We start from the raw sequence: 17,939 nt of genomic DNA, 5'->3' as shown, positions 1-17,939 counted from the left end.
TTTCTCCATTAAATCTTCTATCCTATTATTTTATCATGAGCAAGGAGATTTCTCAAGCCTAGAAAAAAGCCGTCCACGGACGACTTTCTCTTATTTGGCTTGGCTAAATTGGCTTTGATAAAGGTTGTAATAGAAGCCTTTTGCTGCCAAGAGGCTTTCATGGTTGCCCTGCTCGATAATCTGACCATTGTTCAAAACAAGAATCTTATCTGCTTCTTGAATGGTGGATAGGCGGTGAGCGATGACAAAGCTAGTACGCCCTTCCATCAGACGCTTCATTGCCTTTTGAATCAAGAGTTCCAATCAAGTGTCAACAGATGATGTTGCTTCATCCAGTATCAAGATTGCTGGATCTGCAAGAAGAGCACGAGCGATGGTTAAAAGCTGCTTCTGCCCTTGAGAGATATTGCTAGACTCCTGGTTCATCTCCATATTATAGCCACCTGGTAAGGTGCGGATAAAATGGTCTACGTTAGCAGCTTTGGCGGCTTGGATGATCTCTTCATCTGTCGCATCTAGGCGACCAAAGCGGAGATTTTCTTTTATCGTTCCTTCATAGAGCCAAGCATCTTGCAAAACCATACCGAATTGCCGGCGATAGGCTTGGCGTGACAGTGACCGGATATCCAGACCATCCACCTTGATAGAGCCTGATTGCACATCATAAAAGCGCATCAAAAGGTTAATCAAAGTCGTCTTACCGGCTCCTGTCGGTCCAACGATGGCAACCATTTCACCGGGCTGTACTTCCAGATTGAAATTGCGAATAAGTGGCTTATCCTCCGTGTAGCCAAAGGATACTTGTTCAAAGCTGACTTGGCCGGTCAGTATATGATGGACATCCTGGCTATCTTCTGTTAACTCATCCACTTCGTCAAGGACAGAAAAGATACGTTCGAGGGAGGATTTGGCAGACTGTAATTGAGGGGCAAGCTGAGTCAGGGTTTGAACTGGCTGAGTAATCTGCCAAACATACTGAACAAAGGCCTGCATATTACCGATGGTCAAATTGCCTGCTAAGACCTTAAGACCTGACAGCAAAGCAATGATCAGATAGGTCAGATTGGAAAATCCCTGCACAACAGGCATGAGAAGACCGGATACAAAACTGGCCTTAAAACCGACCTCCTGAAGGTTTTCAGTAATTTGTCGAAACTCCTGAGTTGATTGGTCTTCGCGGCCATAAAGTTTAAGAACATTAAACCCTGTGAGGTTTTCTTGGACAAAGCCGTTTAGCTTGCCAAGTGCTGCCGCCTGTTCCTTAAAGTAGGGTTGAGATTTTCGGATGATAAAGCTAGAACCGAAATAGGTGACAGGCACCAAAATCAAGACAATCACAGCCAAGGAGGCATCCAGCCAAAAACACATAAAGAGGGCCAAACTCAAGGTTAGAAAGGCATTGACAATCTGAAGAAAACTTTGTTGCAAGGCATTAGAAACCGTTTCGACATCGCTGGTAAAGCGTCCCAACAAATCACCATATTGTTGCTTGTCAAAATAAGCAACCGGAATCTGGTTGATTTTGACAGACAAATCTCGTCTCAGATGCTGAACAGCTCCCTGCACTCCCTTGGTCATAAAATAGTTTGAACCGTAAGCTCCCAGTTCATAGAGCAAGGCCCTAAGAGCATAGAGCGCTAATAGCAGGCCGATGTAAGAAACGTTAATCGTAGCACCTTCTGTTCCTTTGGCGATGTCGAGTAGATTGGCAGTTAACTCTGTAATAATCAAACCGAGTACATAAGGCTCAAGTGCATTCATCACTGCACTCAAAATTTTGAGAAAGACTGCTAGAAAAACGGATAGTTTGTACCGTCTTAAATAGCCCCAAACACGTTTAAAGACATTTTCGTTCATCTAGGCTTCCTCCTCTGTCAATAATTGGCGATTAAGCTGAGAATTAGCGATTTCTCGATAAATGCTATTATTTTCCATTAACTCTGTATGAGTACCACGACCAACGATTTCACCCTTGTCCAAGACGATAATCTGATCTGCATCCATAATCGTTCCAACCCGCTGGGCTACAATTAAAACCGTTGCTTCTTCTGTCACTTCTTTCAATCGCTGACGTAAAATTGCATCCGTCTTATAATCCAAGGCTGAGAAGGAATCGTCAAAGATATAAATATCCGGCTGCTTGACGATGGCTCGTGCAATCGACAGCCGTTGTTTTTGTCCGCCAGACAGATTGCTGCCACCTTCAGCCAGATGGGTGTCAAACTGCTCTTCCTTGCTCTCAATAAAATCTTTGGCTTGAGCGACATCGGCTGCCTCGTGCAATTCGGCTAAACTCGCATCAAATTTTCCATACTTGAGATTCTCTGCTATGGTTCCTGTAAAAAGCAGAGCTTTCTGCGGTATGAAGCCAATCTTACTGCGCAGGGCCTTGAGATTGTAGCGTCGCACATCCACACCATCTACCAAGATACGCCCTAACGTCACATCATAAAACCGAGGAATGAGGTTAACCAGAGAAGACTTACCAGAACCCGTTGAGCCAATAAAGGCAATGGTTTCTCCTGGACTTGCCTTAAAGGAAATATTATGCAGTACAGGCGACTCTGTTTCTCCAGGATAGGCAAAGGTCACATTTTCAAATTCCAAATAACCACGAGTTTCTGTTTGAGTCACTCCATCCTCATTTTTGGAGATGGAAATGGGCATATCTAAAACTTCCTGAATCCGTTGACTAGATACTGCCATCCTAGGATACATAGTAAATAAATTGGCAAAAAGTAAAAAGGAGAACAAGGCGTGAAAGCTATATTCAATAAAGGCTACCAAGTCACCAATCTGAAGGCTTCCTTGTGCCAAAGGTTCTAAGGCGAACCAGACAATAGCAACAATCATTGCAATAATAATCTGAACAAACAAGGGTTCTGTCAAGCCTGTCAAAACAAAGAGCTTACGAGAAGTCTGTGCATACTCTTGATTGACTTGATCAAAGCGCTCCTCTTGAAACTCTTCGCGCGCAAAGGCACGAATTACCCTGAGCCCCATCAGATTTTCTCTGACATACTGATTGATGGTGTCCAGCCGCTTCTGTTGCTGTTCAGATAAGGGACGTGTTTTCACCGCTACATAGACCACTACCCAGACAAGAAAAGGCATGGCTACTGCTACTGTCCAGGCCAAACCCGGACTGGTCAAGAGGGTCATAATGACGGATGCAATCATCATCATCGGTGTGATAATGCCCAATTTTAAGACCTGCTCTGAAAACTGCATAAGCACAAAAGCATCATTGGTCATACGAGTTACCAAGGATGACACCCCGATTTGTTCATATTCATGATGGGAATAGTCCTGAATTTTTTCGTAGAGATCATTGCGAATATCCTTGACGATGTGAGTGGTCAATTTTCCTGCTGCATAGGCCAACAAAACCCGACCCATCACTCCTAGGATTACAATCAATAGCATCATGCCGGCCCAGAAATAAAGCTGATGTACATCATTTTTAGTAATCCCCTGATCAATCATGCGGGCCAAAAAGGTAGGAAGCCCGAGATTGACGACAACAAATAATATAGCTGCAAATAGGTCCAAAATAAGCCACTTGGGATAGCGCTTGAGGTAGTTCCATATTAAACGCATACTTACTCCTCTCTAAAGAATAAGGGGAGCCTATGCTCCCCGTAATACATAGTCAGCTCCTTAATCAGCAGCCTTCCATGGAAAAAAACCACCCGAAGGTGGCTAAATTATTTCTCATCAATAACTAAACGAACTTTTTTGTCACTTGTCGGAACAGAATAGACAATCGTTCTTATGGCAGAAATTGTGCGACCTTTTCTGCCGATAACACGGCCAATATCAGACTGATCCAAGTCCAAATGATATTCTAAAAATTCAGGTGTGTCAACGATTTTAATCGTCAGACTATCCGGCTGTGAAATCAAAGGTTTCACAATTGCAATAATAAGATTTTCAATCATGTCCATAAGTGTTCTCGCTTAATGTCTTATTTTGAGAATTTTGATTCGTGGAATTTCTTCAATACGCCAGCGTTTGAAAGAAGGCTACGAACTGTATCAGAAGGTTGTGCACCTTTTGCCAACCACTCAAGTACACGGTCTTCTTTAAGGGTTACTGAATTTTCAGCCAAAAGTGGGTTGTAAGTACCAACTGTTTCGATGAAGCGACCATCGCGTGGTGCGCGTGAATCTGCAACGTTAATACGGTAGAAAGGCTTCTTTTTAGAACCCATACGAGTCAAACGGATTTTTACTGCCATTTTTAATGTTCTCTTTTCTATATTTCTAATTTTGGTCTGTCAAAAGCAGAACTTTTAACAACACATCCTATCTTATCACACCTTTAAAGGGCTGTCAAGAAAAAAACTTGACAGAGATTGTTTTTTTAATGTGTCGCTCCACCAACAAGTTTTAAGTCCTCTTTATCAGCATATTCAACGATTGCTACAATCGCCGCTTCCACACCGCGAACAATATCGGTAAGACTCATAGAGGCCAGATTAGGTTTGTCTACTACCTGTTCTGGAAGAAAAGGAATGTGCAAAAAACCTGCTCTAGTCTGTGGAAACTTAGTTGCCGTTAAATACAGAACCTGATACATGAGATGATTGCAAACATAAGTACCAGCCGTATTGGAAACCGAAGCTGGAAGCCCAATCTGATGAATAGAGGCCACCATTGCCTTGATGGGCAATGTGGAAAAATAAGCTGCGGGTCCCTCTTCTTGAATAAAGGTATCGATTGGTTGATTGCCTTCATTATCGGGAATGCGCGCATCATCCTGGTTAATCGCAACTCGCTCTGGTGTCAAACCAGTCCTGCCGCCAGCCTGTCCAATGCAAAGCACTGCATCCGGTTGCAAGGCGGTCATCTTTTCTTCTAAGACACAAGCAGAACGCCCAAAAACAGTTGGTACCTCTAACCACTCTATTGTAGCCCCTGCAATTGTTGCAGGTAATTTTTTGACTGTTTCAAGAGCGGGGTTAATTTTCTCTCCCCCAAAAGGGGTGAAACCGGTCACTAATATTTTCATCTTTCCTCCTTGATGATGATTTCTCCATAATGAAATTTTTGATTGGGGCGCACATGACGGAAAAAGCCGAAATTTCCAAAAACTTTATCCCTGAAATGGGCTTTGATAATGATTTTCTTTCTGGCCACTCGTCTGGCTTCTGTCAACAATTCTTTAGAAAAGACCGCATAATTTGCCAGAGGCTTAAGACCAGAAAGGTTTTCAGACTCTGTAATAACTTCCGAAAACATGGGGTCACAATAAATGACATCATAAGACTGCTCCGGCTGGCTTTTCAGAAAAGAAAGAGAGTCAACGCAGTGGGTGCGAATCTTTCTCATTGCTTGGTTAATATCTGGATTTCCAGTGTCAAAGGTTTGCAAGCCATGCGCAACAACGGTCTCGATAATCGGCTGGCTCTCCAAAGCAGTTACCTCATGCCCCGCAAATGAAAGGACAATACTGTCACTGGCCAAACCCATCGTCGCATCCAAAACAGACAGCGGAAGCCCACCAATCAACTCAAGCAAAGGGTCACGCGGCGCCTTAATCCGCAATATGGCCGTGTCAGGATGAAAGGAAAAGGATTGACCGTTGGCATATTCCAAGACCAAACCTTCCTTGGTTACCAAGAGAACATCACCAAATCGCTCCTGCAACTTGACCAAAGACTGTTTCTTTCGCTCCACATAGTCCAGATGCAGGACCTCCGAAAGTCTCAAGGCCTCCTCTTCTAACTCCCTAGTTAATCTAGAACTTGTTGTGATGATCAATTTCCTCATACCTCCCCTCATGGTCCTTCTTGGCTAATTGGGTATATCTTTGGATGAAATCTGTTTTGGCATCAGTATAGCTATCTCTATCGTGCTCAAATTGTTTCCAGAGGCCTAGTTTCATCTGCTCGTAGTCCTTAGCAACCTCTGGATGATCTAGCAGGTAATCTCTAAAATAAAGTTCGTCATGATCACCGACAAGGCGTAGATGGAGATGGAAAATTCGCTCTGCAAAGCCATCCTCAGTATAGCCCTTATTTAGACTACATTGGCCAGCATCCTGATTCATGGCGCGCCAGCCCTTTTCTTTCAATAGTTCCACAAGGACAGCCAAGTCTTCCTTGCTAGCTACTTCCAGCAGAATATCCACGATATTTTTAGCCCAAATGGCTGGAATGGCGGTGCTACCTACATGAGAAATTCGCTTCACCAAACCTCTGGCCACTGGCTTAATAGAGATCGGCTCTCTTCTTGGTACCAGTCAGCCCATTCTGCTCGGTGTTCCACCAAAAAAATGGGAAAGAGTTGCCAGAGTTCCTCTAAGGTCATATCTTCCAGTCTTTTCTTCATCTGCTTTCTCCTTTTTACTATTATATCACTTTCTCCATGTAAAAGAGTTTGGGACAACAGTAGTTCCAAACTCTATTTTTTTCGTTTTAGATACTTATAGCGCAGTGGTTGAGTGGGCTCTAATGCGCTGATAAATCAGCTTTTACAGCCCTACTCAACTGTGCGGAGGCGAGATGACGAAATCGAATTTCTTCGAAATTATCGATTTCTGTCCCACTCTCTGATTTCTTAAATAGCCTGTGTTATAAAGCTGCGACTTTCTAGGACACGAACCATGGCGTCTGCTGTGTCAAGGGCAGTAAAGAGGGGAATGCCCGCTTCAATGGCCGAACTGCGGATGATGTGACCGTCACCTTCTGCCACACGCTTTTTGCCAACTGTGTTGATAATGGCTTGAACTTTTCCTGCTCGCACCAAGCTAGGAATATCTTGATATTGCGAATCGCCCAATTTACCAACAGAAGTAACCACTAGACCTTGTGCTTTGAGATAGGCCGCTGTTCCATGCGTTGCCAGAAGTCCATAACCTAATTCATAGAAACGCTTGGCTAATTCAAGTGCTTCTTCCTTGTCCTCGTCGGCGATAGTGAAGACAACATTGCCAAATTCTTCTAAGTGCTGGTAACTGGCTTCAAAAGCTTTATAAAGTGCTTTTTCAAGTGTTACATCCGATCCCATAATCTCACCGGTTGACTTCATTTCAGGGCCTAACAAACTGTCTACCTTTGCCAATTTTGTAAAGGAGAAGACGGGTGCCTTAACATGGACTTGGGAACTTTCAGGGTAAAGACCGTCTTCATATCCTAGTTCAGCTAAAGTCTGACCTAAAATAAGTTTGGTAGCTACTTGTGCCATTGGAATATCTGTTACTTTGGATAGGAAAGGAACGGTACGGCTAGCCCGCGGATTTACCTCGATAACATAGACTGTTTCGTCCTTGATGACAAACTGAATGTTCATCATACCGATACAGTTAAGCCCAATAGCTAAACGCTTGGTATAGTCTGCAATTGTTTCCTGAACTTCTTTAGACAGAGTTTGTGGAGGATAGACTGCCATAGAGTCACCGGAGTGAACACCAGCTCGTTCGATATGCTCCATAATCCCTGGTATGAGCACATCCTTTCCATCTGAGATAGCATCAACTTCACATTCACGTCCTACAAGGTAGGAATCTACCAGAACTGGATGTTCTGGACTGGCTTTTACAGCTGTCCGCATATAGGAGCGCAAATCGGCTTCATTTTCAACAATCTCCATCGCTCGTCCACCCAAGACATAAGAGGGGCGAACAAGTACCGGAAAACCAATTTTGCGGGCCGCTTCTAGGGCTTCTTCTTCATTGGTTGCGGTTTGCCCTGGTGGTTGAGGAATCCCTAACTCTTTCAAGGCTTTTTCAAACAAATCACGGTCTTCAGCTCGGTCCAAATCAGCCACTTGTGTACCCAGAATTGGAATGCCAGCTTGAGCCAGAGGCTCTGCTAGATTGATAGCAGTCTGCCCGCCAAACTGGACAATAACACCTTTGGGTTGCTCCAACTCAATCACATTAAGCACATCTTCAAGAGTAAGTGGTTCAAAGTAGAGTTTATCCGATACGGAAAAATCCGTTGAAACTGTTTCAGGGTTGGAGTTCATGATGATGGCTTCATAGCCGGCAGCCTGAATAGCTTTCACCGAATGAACGGTTGCATAGTCAAACTCAACCCCTTGTCCAATACGGATAGGCCCTGACCCTAGAACAAGGACAGAGTCCTTTTTCGACTGAATGGATTCATTTTCCCATTCATAGGTTGAGTAAAAGTATGGTGTTGTGCTTTCAAACTCAGCTGCGCAGGTGTCAACCATCTTGTAGACTGGTACAATACCATGCTCTGTACGAATATGACGAATATACTTTTCCGTTCTCCCCTAAAGCTCCGCAATTTTTCGATCCGAAAAGCCGTATTTTTTAGCTTTTTTCAGCAGATCAATATCATCAAAGTTTGTCGCCAGTTCTTGCTCTATTTCAACGATATGAAGGAGTTTATCCAAAAAGAAGAGATCAATTTTGGTCAACTTAGCCAATTCTTCTACTGTGAATCCACGACGCAAAGCTTCCGATAAATAGAAAAGGCGATCATCTTGCGCTTTAACAATTTTTTCTACCAAGTCATCATCTGTTACTTGAGCCAGTTCGGATAGTTCATTGTGATGAACCCCAATCTCTAAGGAGCGGCAGGCTTTGAGCAAACTTTCTTCGATGTTGCGACCGATTGCCATAACTTCCCCTGTCGCCTTCATCTGGGTGCCTAGGCGGCGTTCTCCTTTTTCAAATTTGTCAAAAGGAAAGCGTGGAATCTTAGCGACCACATAGTCAAGTGCCGGCTCAAACATTGCATAGGTCGTTCCTGTTACTGGGTTAATCATTTCGTCCAAAGTTAGACCAACCGCAATTTTAGCAGCTAGTTTAGCAATTGGATAACCTGTTGCTTTTGATGCAAGAGCAGAGGAACGCGATACACGAGGATTCACTTCGATGACATAGTATTTAAAACTATGAGGGTCAAGAGCAAGCTGAACATTACAGCCTCCCTCAATCTTAAGGGCGCGAATAATGCTTAGACTAGCATCCCGCAACAGTTGATTTTCAATATCGGACAAGGTTTGTGTCGGAGCAAAAACAATCGAATCGCCCGTATGAATCCCAACAGGGTCAAAGTTTTCCATGTTACAAACAACAAGAGCGTTGTCAGCAGCATCTCGCATAACCTCGTATTCAATTTCTTTGAAACCAGCAATTGAGCGCTCAATCAAACATTGGGTAACTGGGGATAGTTTCAGACCGTTTTCAGCAATTTCCCTTAGTTCAGCCTCATCGGCACACATGCCTCCACCTGTACCTCCAAGAGTAAAGGCAGGGCGAACGATAACAGGATAGCCAATTTCACTAGCAAATGCCAACGCTTCTTCGACTGTTGTTACGATTGTTGATTCAGGGATAGGCTGCTCCAAGTCTTCCATGAGCTGCTTGAACAAATCACGGTCCTCAGCTTGATCAATCGCTGATAACTTTGTTCCCAAAAGTTCCACTCCAAGTTCATCGAGAACACCTGATTTGGAGAGTTCCATGGCCATATTGAGTCCCGTCTGGCCACCCAAGGTTGGCAAGAGGGCATCTGGTCGCTCCTTGCGCAGGATACGGGTCACAAATTCTAGTGTAATAGGCTCGATATAAACCTTGTCAGCAATCTCCTTATCCGTCATGATAGTCGCTGGATTTGAATTGACCAAAACGACACTATATCCTTCTTCTTTCAAAGCCAGACAAGCTTGAGTACCAGCGTAGTCAAATTCTGCAGCCTGACCAATAATAATCGGACCAGACCCAATCACCATAATTTTTTTTATATCCAAACGTTTTGGCATAATGATAAACGATTCCGGGCGTTAGGCTAGCACAAGAAACAACTATCTTTTGAGCTAAAACTGTCAATCGACCTCAGCTTCAACAAGCCGAGCACCTAACCACCCTACTCCTTTCTATTCGTCGCCTCACAGGGCGACATTAAATAAGTTTCCTCCGACGTTTGAAAGCTCAGCTCGATAATAGATGAGCTTTCAAACTAGTGTATGAGCTAGCAAAGTTCCCCCCTAGGACTTTGCGTACTAGGACAAATGCTTCAGCATTTAGACCTAGTTGCTCAGACCTTTCTATTCGTCGCCTCACAGTGCGACATTAAATAAGTTTTTTGACGCTTGCAAATGGATTCGATAGTAATCCTTTTGTAAGCTAGTGCAGGGAGTAGCTAATGCACCATAGTGATTAGCGTCACGACCTGCCGACGTGGTAAAATGGATTCAATTCTCTCGCTTATGAGCTAAAGCATTAAATATATCTCTTATAAGTTAAGCCAAGTTCCGACAGGACTTGGCCTAACTTATTTATTGCTTTACAGCTTGAAAAGAATCAATCAAATCCATAAATTCATCAAATAGATAGCTAGAATCATGTGGCCCTGGTGCTGCATCTGGATGAAACTGGACAGAGAAGGCTGGGTGATATTTGTGGCGCACACCTTCTACCGACTTGTCATTGATTTCTTCATGGGTAATCATCAGTTCCTCAGGCAGTTCTTCACGAGATACGGCGTAGCCATGATTTTGACTGGTAAAGTCAACACGGCCTGATGCGATTTCCCGTACAGCGTGATTGAAGCCACGATGACCAAATTTCATTTTGTAGGTCTTTGCTCCATTAGCCTTAGCAAAAAGTTGATGCCCCATACAAATCCCAAAGATTGGAATGTTGCCTTGGATACCTCGAATCATATCCAGCACCTCTGGTACATCATCGGGATTACCAGGGCCATTAGATAACATCACCCCGTCAGGATTAAGGTCTAAAATTGCTTCCGCACTGGTATCATAAGGAACAACAGTAATATTGCATCCTCGCTTGGCCAGCTCTCTCAAAATAGAATGCTTGAGGCCAAAATCAACCAGAACAATATTCTTGCCAACTCCTGGAGCTGGATAGGCAGTCTTGGTCGAAACCTGATGGATATTATTTGTCGGAAGAACGGTCGCACGCAGTTGATCGGTCAGATGTTCAACCGAGTCCCCAACATCCGCTAAAGTGGCCCGCATTGTGCCATGTTTCCGAATGATTTTAGTCAGAGCGCGGGTATCAATCCCTGAAATGCCTGGAATTTTTTTTGCCTTCAGAAATTCATCCAGAGTCATCTGGTTACGCCAGTTGCTAGCCCGTCTAGCCCATTCACTGACCACCACGCCCTTACAGGTCGGGCAGATGGATTCATAGTCATCACGGTTAATGCCATAATTTCCTACCAAGGGATAGGTGAAGGTCAGAATTTGACCATTATAGGATTGATCCGTGATAGACTCTTGATAACCGGTCATGCCTGTGCTAAAGACAATCTCTCCCGTTACATCCATATCGGCACCAAAGGCTTGGCCTTCAAAAATAGTACCGTCTTCTAAAATTAAACGTCTTTTTGACATACATACCTCGTTGGCCCTCTCTGGAGCCCTTTAACGCTTCTTCTTTCTTTATTAGGCCTTGCCGTTTAGGATGGCCTCCAAAATCGCCATACGAACAAAGACTCCGTTCTGCATCTGGCGTACGATACGAGCCTTAGGAGCTTCAACCAGACTGTCATCAATCTCAACATCACGGTTTACTGGCGCTGGGTGCATCACAATAGCTGTGTCTTTCAAACGCTTGTAGCGTTCTACTGTCAAACCGTGCAAACTATTATACTCTCCCTTCGAGAAACTTTCATTGCCATCATGGCGCTCATGTTGCACACGAAGCAACATAAGGACATCTACGTCTTCAACGATTTCATCAATCCCAACATGCTGACCATACACATCAAACTCTTCAGAATACCATTCACGCGGTCCTGAGAAGAAGATTTCCGCACCCAAACGCTTGAGAATTTGCATGTTAGACTTTGCCACCCGAGAATGTGTGATGTCTCCGGCGATGACAATCTTAAGCCCCTCAAAGGTTCCAAATTCTTCATAAATCGTCATCAAATCCAATAGAGATTGGCTAGGGTGCTGACCAGAACCATCACCACCATTAACGATAGAGGTTTGGATGGTTGGACTATCAATCAATTGTTTGTAGTAGTCTACTTCTGAATGGCGGATAACACAGATGTCTACACCAAGAGCGCTCATTGTCAAAATCGTATCGTAGAGCGTTTCACCCTTATTGACAGAGCTAGTACGCGCGTCAAAGTCAATCATCCCCATATCTAGTCGCAATTCTGCCATCTCAAAGGACTTATGCGTACGAGTAGAATCTTCAAAGAAGAGGTTGGAAGCGTAGTACTTGCGATCTGGTTTAATCTCAACTTCACCTCGTTTAAACTCCAGTCCCCGCTTAATCAAGCCTAGAACTTCCTCGTTTGAAAGGATTTCCATTGTAACTAAGTGTTTGAGCGATACTTTACCGTTTGTGATTGTCATCTTTTTCCCTACCTTAAATTTTAAAAGTCTATGTGAATTTGGACGATTAGCTAGCTTCGTGAATCAAGACTTGATCTTGACCATCAATTTCTGCCATATGGACAATAATTTCCTCCGAACGGCTGGTTGGTATATTTTTTCCAACATAATCCGCCCGAATAGGTAATTCGCGGTGGCCGCGATCCACTAGAACCGCAAGACTAACACGCGCTGGTCGGCCAAGTGAAACAACATTGTCAATAGCTGCACGAATAGTCCGACCAGTATAGAGAACATCATCCACTAGGATGACATCTCGATCATTGACATCTGCTGTCATCAGGGTTGTATCTTCTTCTACCTTCATATCATCTCGGAAGGGCTTGGTATCCAACTCTCCTAAGGGAACATCTATCCCTTCCAGCTGCTTAATCCGCTCCTGAATTCGTTGGGCAATATAGACACCGCGGGTCTTAATCCCAGCGAGTACAATATTTTCTATGTTCTTGTTGCGCTCGATGATTTCATAGGTAATCCGCGTGATGGCACGCTTCATCGTCATCTCATCAACAATTTCCTTTGTTTTCATCAAAGTCCTCCTGCTTTTGCTCCAAAGGGCATGAAAAAAATCTCCCAATACAAGGAGATTTCAGAAAATCTAGGCAGGACAAAAAGACCAACCCTATTTCACACGATACTCCTTGCCTGCCTCACGGGACAGCACTTAAAGGATATATTTTTTCACAGTATACCAAAAAAAATTGCAACTGACAAATATAATCGTAGTTTTTTTAAAAATAAATTTATATCGTTCGGATTTTAGTCTGTTTTAACCTTCAAGGCCCAGGAACTCTTCAAGCTAATTGACTTAATCCCAGCTAACAGAAAACCAGATAGCAGGTAGGCAAGAAAAATTGTTGCAGCATAGGTCAAAACATAGGCCCAACCATACTTTGGAACATTAAGGAAAAAGTAAGCAAACGGACTATCCTTGGCATCTGGGATGGGGATTTTGATAAAGAAGCCATTGCTTAGACCAAAAATCATGTAAGCGACAGGTAGGGCAGTCCACCAAATAGGGTCAAACCACTTGTACTGCTTTTGTCGGTCAACAACAAGGGTATCCAAAAGAAAATAGACAGGCACAATGTAGTGACATAGCATGTTTTCGACCCGCCAAAAATCAGTTGCCAGAGGCGCAAGCATAAAGTGATAGACAACGCATGTAATCATAATAGACATGGTAACTGCTGCCTTGATACGTAAAAAGCCCTGTTGTTGCAAATCCTTCCCCTTGGTCATGGCATAAACCATATAGACTGCAAAAATAGAAACCAACAAGTTGGACTGTACCGTATAGTACATGAGCATTCCTGGTCCGTACTTGACCAGTTGAATGGTAGTTCCTGCGATAGCGAGCGCCGCCAACAGACAGCGAGAGTAAAACAATCTACTTTGATGTTTCATAGCATCCTTTCTTAAACAGCAATAGGGAGCAGCCATTACATTTTCTATAAATGCAAAGACCGCTTCCCTATTTCACTTAAATTTTTTTCACAAATTCTGATTTCAATTTCATCGCACCAAAACCATCAATTTTACAATCGATGTTATGGTCGCCTTCAACAATACGGATATTCTTAACACGAGTTCCCTGTTTCAGGTCTTTAGGAGCCCCCTTTACCTTTAAATCTTTAATAAGAGTTACAGTATCTCCATCCGCCAGACGATTACCATTGGCATCGATAGCAACAACTCCTTCTTCTTCTGCAAGTTCTGCTGGGTTCCACTCATAGGCACATTCTGGGCAAACTAGCAAGGCACCATCTTCGTAGACATATTCAGATTGACATTTTGGACAATTTGGTAAAGTTTCCATGTTATCTCCTTTAATTTTATTCCGCTATCTAGTATAGCATCTTGAAAAGATTTGGGCAAGATGATAAGGTTTTCAATCTAAAAACCAAAGAATTTAGAAAAGAGTGTTGTCAAACCTAAACTGTAAATCAAGATAGAGGCTGGCTTGCCCAATAAAATAATCCAGATAAACTGTTTGTAAGTCATGGAAGTTGTCCCTGCCAAATAACATAAGAAATCATCTGGAGCAAAGGGGAAAAAGATGGCAATCGCAAAATACTTGGCAAATTGCGTATCTGAACTAGTCTTTTTCTCATAGGCAGCGATGGTTTTTGGGCTAAAAAGCAAGCGCAAGACCGGACGGCCATAAATTTTTGCAATATGGAAGGCTAGGATTGATCCCACACAAATACTTAGATAGTTCCAAACAAATCCCCAGAAAGGGCCGAAAATGACAACACCTGCTAAAGTAGTCACACCTCCCGGAAGAACAGGCAGGATAATTTGAATCAGCTGCAAAAGCATAAATAAGAGAGGCGCCCAGACTCCAGCCTTGCCAACTAACAGCCGCAATTTAGGCATGTCTGTCAAATAGCCTTGCTTATACAAATAATAGCCCAGCACACACATGGCGATAATCCCTAACCATGTAAGTATTTGTAAAATGATATGGATATACCGAAGTCTTTTTTCAGACTCTATTACTTTTAATTTCTTCATAAGAATATTATAGCATATCCCCGGCCGTAAACCATCCGTCTATGGATGTAGCCCATCTACTTTTTATCTACTTTCTCAACTCTTCCAAGGTCTTTTGAAAAATCGCTGGTGCTTCTACCGTAAATTCAACCAGTTCACCTGTTCTAGGATGAGTAAAACCAAGAGTCTGAGCATGGAGAAATTGACCATCTCCCTTTAAGGTCTTGCGAGGCCCATACACCTCGTCGCCGGCCACAGGATGGCCAATGTAGGCCATGTGAACACGAATTTGGTGAGTCCGTCCTGTTTCTAAACTCAATTCCACCAAGCTGTAATCACCAAAACGCTCCAAAACTTGAAAACGCGTTATGGCTTCTTTTCCCTTTGCGATTACAGCTTGTTTTTTCCGATCTTTTTCTGAACGACCAATCGGCGCTTCAATTAGCCCGCGGTCATTAGGGAGATTGCCGTGGACAATGGCTATGTATTTGCGAAGTGATTTTTTGGCTTTTAACTCTTCGGCCAACTTAACATGTGCCTCATCATTTTTAGCAACCATCAGCAAGCCCGAAGTATCCTTATCTATTCGGTGGACAATGCCTGGACGCATCACTCCGTTGATACCAGACAAATCCTTGACATGGTAGAGCAGGGCATTGACTAGGGTACCGGATGTATGACCTGCTGACGGATGAACCACCATCCCTTGTGGCTTATTGACAACTGCCACATCCGCATCCTGATAAACAATCTCAATAGGAAGATTCTCTGCTACATAGTCTAGGGCTTCCACCTCTGGTTCTTGGTACTGAATGACATCACCGACTTGGACACTATATTTCGCTTTTTTAACCTGACCATTGACCAGTACCTGACCAGCCTTGATTTGCTCGTTAGCCACTGAGCGCGACAAGTCCGTCAACTCAGCCAGCGCCTTGTCCAGACGCATACCACCTATTTCAACTCTTACTTCCATTTTTCTCTTCTTTCATCAAACAAATAAACAAAATTCCAACTCCAATAGTCAGGCAGATGTCTGCCACATTAAAGACTGGAAAATTGATGAAGTCTAAGTGAAACATATCCACTACATAGCCCAGACGCAACCTGTCAATAAAATTCCCCAACCCGCCGGCTATCATTAAGGATAGACTAAATAGGGTAAAGAAACTTCCATTGATATGTTTGATAAAGTACCAAACAAGACCAGCCATCACCACAATGGTCACAATGGTAAACAACCATTGTTGGTTCTGCAAAATTGAATAGGCAGCGCCGTAGTTGCGAAGGTAGGTCAAGCTCATGATATTAGGCAGAAAAGGCTTGACCTCATGCAAAGCTATCGTTTCAACCGTCCACCACTTTACCAACTGATCCAAACCAATTAGCGCCGCTATCCATAGCGGAAAAACAATTTTTCTCATCTTACTCCTTCTTCTTGTCAAAATAAGCCTGCATAACGCCGATAAAATCTTGAGCGCACGCTGTCAACTCTGTATCTGCCCGTTTGACATAAACCATTCGGTTATCACTTTCACCCTTGAACGGAATAACCGTAATCCCATGGACACTTTCGCTGTCCAAAAAGCCCGACCCAGTGGCATAAGCATCTGTCCGCTCCAGAATACCATTCAAGGTTGCACGATCTGTCACATCAAAGGTCACTGACGAATCTGAGGTATCAAAAAAGTTTTCTGAATAGTAGAGATAGGCTTCTTTTTCCTGCGTAAAACGTACCGTTGGCAAACCAGCTAAATCAGCCAATTCAATCTCTCTTTTCTCTGTTAGAGGATGCCCTTTGCGCAGGTAAATGTGGGTTTGAAAGCCAATCAAATCTTCCACTTCCAAGTTGAGTTTATCCAGCTTTTGCATAATCCCTTTTGTATTGCGTTTATTCAGGTAGATAATCCCAAGCTCACTATACCCCTGAGCCACCTCGTCCAGAATTTGAACCGTAGTAGACTCAAAAATCCTAAAGTTTGGATACTGAGGATGTTTCTTAGAAAATTCTGTTATAAGGGGCGGCAAAAAATCATAGTGTTGACTGGAAATCGAAAAAACCTTTTCTCCCTCTTCTGGCTGTAAATAAAAGTTCTCAAAATGATCAAACCCCTTAACCAAGGCTTGAGCCTTCTCATAGAATTCCATTCCTTTTTTGGTCAAAAAAGTTCCAGAACTGGTTCGACTAAAAATTTTAAAGCCCAGCTCTTTCTCCAAATCTCGCACAGAAATTGACAAACTCGGTTGGGATACAAACATCTTTTCAGCTGCCTCCCGAAAGGTACCACTATTGGCAATAGCTACAACGTATCGTAATTGTTGAATATTCATTGACTCGTCCTTTCTCAATTTCTATCTTTTTATTATACCACATATCAAAACATCAGCAAAATTGCTGATGTCTTTCTTTTTATAACTTTTTAATCATGATGAGACAAGGGTTCCACTCATCCCACAAAGTAGGAAATACTTCTAGTTTCACAAAACCGCAAGAGCGATAAAAAGCAATGGTCTGATCATACTCCTTATAGTGTCCTTCATCAACAGTTTTCACCTGAAGATAGGAATAGGACTTCTTCGCCCCCTCTTCTAAGGCTTGCATCAAGGCGTGACCCACACCTTTTCGGTGATAAGCTTTTTTAACCCCCATACAGTGAACTTCGCCACAGTCCTCAGAGGATTTTGTTAGGGTCACAAAACCAATTAGATCTTCGCCATCAAAAGCAGCCCAAAGCGGAAGCAAACTACCATCTTGAATATATTCCTTTGTACTTTCAGGCAAGCCAAACCATTCAGGTAAATCTGTCAATATTTCTTCAATAATTCTAAGCTTTTCAGCCAGATTCGTTACAGCAGCGATATTCATTTTTTCTCCTCTAGGAGATTATGCCAGCACAACCTCCACTCTATTGATTCTTATTCTGTCAACATTTATTATCTTCACTTTCATTTGAATCCCTCCCTTCGATTATAGTATGTTTATTGTACAATAAACGGTAAGAAGTTGCAACGCAAAATCTTAAATATTTTAGCATACAAGAAACAAAAAACAGGCCTTCCGAAACTCGGAAAGCCTATTGTTAA

At 43.1% G+C, this 17,939-nt stretch carries 15 protein-coding genes and 3 pseudogenes; all 18 read right to left on the bottom strand.

Annotated elements, in window-relative coordinates:
• Window positions 1-90 precede the first annotated feature (90 nt).
• The 18 genes and pseudogenes from INT76_RS01330 to INT76_RS01245 all read right to left on the bottom strand — a co-directional run bounded on the left by INT76_RS01330 (window position 91) and on the right by INT76_RS01245 (window position 17,721).
• Window positions 91-1,857 (bottom strand): annotated as a pseudogene (locus tag INT76_RS01330) (ABC transporter ATP-binding protein).
• Window positions 1,858-3,600, bottom strand: coding sequence for an ABC transporter ATP-binding protein (locus INT76_RS01325; protein ID WP_212571354.1), 1,743 nt, complete (start codon window positions 3,598-3,600; stop codon window positions 1,858-1,860).
• Between the two features lie 107 nt (window positions 3,601-3,707).
• Entirely contained in the window at window positions 3,708-3,947 is a 240-nt protein-coding gene (locus INT76_RS01320; RefSeq protein ID WP_018167302.1) for a KH domain-containing protein, read from the bottom strand.
• 20 nt (window positions 3,948-3,967) lie between these two features.
• Window positions 3,968-4,240: a 30S ribosomal protein S16 gene (rpsP, locus tag INT76_RS01315; protein ID WP_212571352.1), complete on the bottom strand. Its 273-nt coding sequence runs from the start codon at window positions 4,238-4,240 to the stop codon at window positions 3,968-3,970.
• A gap of 125 nt (window positions 4,241-4,365) precedes the next feature.
• Window positions 4,366-5,013, bottom strand: a complete 648-nt coding sequence (gene pcp, locus INT76_RS01310) for a pyroglutamyl-peptidase I (protein ID WP_212571343.1) — start codon at window positions 5,011-5,013, stop codon at window positions 4,366-4,368.
• Window positions 5,010-5,774, bottom strand: a complete 765-nt coding sequence (locus INT76_RS01305) for a class I SAM-dependent methyltransferase (RefSeq protein ID WP_428843981.1) — start codon at window positions 5,772-5,774, stop codon at window positions 5,010-5,012. The genes pcp and INT76_RS01305 overlap by 4 nt, the downstream gene beginning before the upstream one ends.
• Window positions 5,743-6,335, bottom strand: a pseudogene (locus INT76_RS01300) (GrpB family protein). The gene INT76_RS01305 and the pseudogene INT76_RS01300 overlap by 32 nt, the downstream one beginning before the upstream one ends.
• Before the next feature lie 228 nt (window positions 6,336-6,563).
• Window positions 6,564-9,743: pseudogene (gene carB, locus INT76_RS01295) on the bottom strand (carbamoyl-phosphate synthase large subunit).
• 516 nt (window positions 9,744-10,259) lie between these two features.
• Window positions 10,260-11,342: a carbamoyl phosphate synthase small subunit gene (locus INT76_RS01290; protein ID WP_212571341.1), complete on the bottom strand. Its 1,083-nt coding sequence runs from the start codon at window positions 11,340-11,342 to the stop codon at window positions 10,260-10,262.
• 51 nt (window positions 11,343-11,393) lie between these two features.
• Complete coding sequence (locus tag INT76_RS01285; protein ID WP_212571339.1) at window positions 11,394-12,320, bottom strand: aspartate carbamoyltransferase catalytic subunit; 927 nt, start codon at window positions 12,318-12,320, stop codon at window positions 11,394-11,396.
• 46 nt (window positions 12,321-12,366) lie between these two features.
• Window positions 12,367-12,888: a bifunctional pyr operon transcriptional regulator/uracil phosphoribosyltransferase PyrR gene (pyrR, locus tag INT76_RS01280; protein WP_212571338.1), complete on the bottom strand. Its 522-nt coding sequence runs from the start codon at window positions 12,886-12,888 to the stop codon at window positions 12,367-12,369.
• Between the two features lie 230 nt (window positions 12,889-13,118).
• Window positions 13,119-13,766: a Pr6Pr family membrane protein gene (locus tag INT76_RS01275; RefSeq protein ID WP_212571336.1), complete on the bottom strand. Its 648-nt coding sequence runs from the start codon at window positions 13,764-13,766 to the stop codon at window positions 13,119-13,121.
• 76 nt (window positions 13,767-13,842) lie between these two features.
• Entirely contained in the window at window positions 13,843-14,178 is a 336-nt protein-coding gene (locus INT76_RS01270) for a zinc ribbon domain-containing protein YjdM (protein ID WP_212571334.1), read from the bottom strand.
• A gap of 77 nt (window positions 14,179-14,255) precedes the next feature.
• On the bottom strand, window positions 14,256-14,825 hold the full coding sequence (locus tag INT76_RS01265) for a TVP38/TMEM64 family protein (RefSeq protein ID WP_212572982.1): 570 nt from the start codon (window positions 14,823-14,825) through the stop codon (window positions 14,256-14,258).
• 118 nt (window positions 14,826-14,943) lie between these two features.
• Window positions 14,944-15,831 (bottom strand): RluA family pseudouridine synthase, encoded by an 888-nt coding sequence (locus INT76_RS01260; RefSeq protein WP_212571332.1) that lies wholly within the window; start codon window positions 15,829-15,831, stop codon window positions 14,944-14,946.
• Window positions 15,815-16,279: a signal peptidase II gene (gene lspA, locus INT76_RS01255; RefSeq protein WP_212571330.1), complete on the bottom strand. Its 465-nt coding sequence runs from the start codon at window positions 16,277-16,279 to the stop codon at window positions 15,815-15,817. The genes INT76_RS01260 and lspA overlap by 17 nt, the downstream gene beginning before the upstream one ends.
• A 1-nt stretch (window position 16,280) precedes the next feature.
• Window positions 16,281-17,186 (bottom strand): LysR family transcriptional regulator, encoded by a 906-nt coding sequence (locus INT76_RS01250; protein WP_212571327.1) that lies wholly within the window; start codon window positions 17,184-17,186, stop codon window positions 16,281-16,283.
• 79 nt (window positions 17,187-17,265) lie between these two features.
• Window positions 17,266-17,721, bottom strand: coding sequence for a GNAT family N-acetyltransferase (locus INT76_RS01245; protein ID WP_212571324.1), 456 nt, complete (start codon window positions 17,719-17,721; stop codon window positions 17,266-17,268).
• Window positions 17,722-17,939 lie beyond the last annotated feature (218 nt).

The organism is Streptococcus oriscaviae (assembly GCF_018137985.1).
Classification (GTDB): Bacteria; Bacillota; Bacilli; order Lactobacillales; family Streptococcaceae; genus Streptococcus; species Streptococcus oriscaviae.
This window is presented reverse-complemented; position numbering and strand designations above follow the sequence as displayed.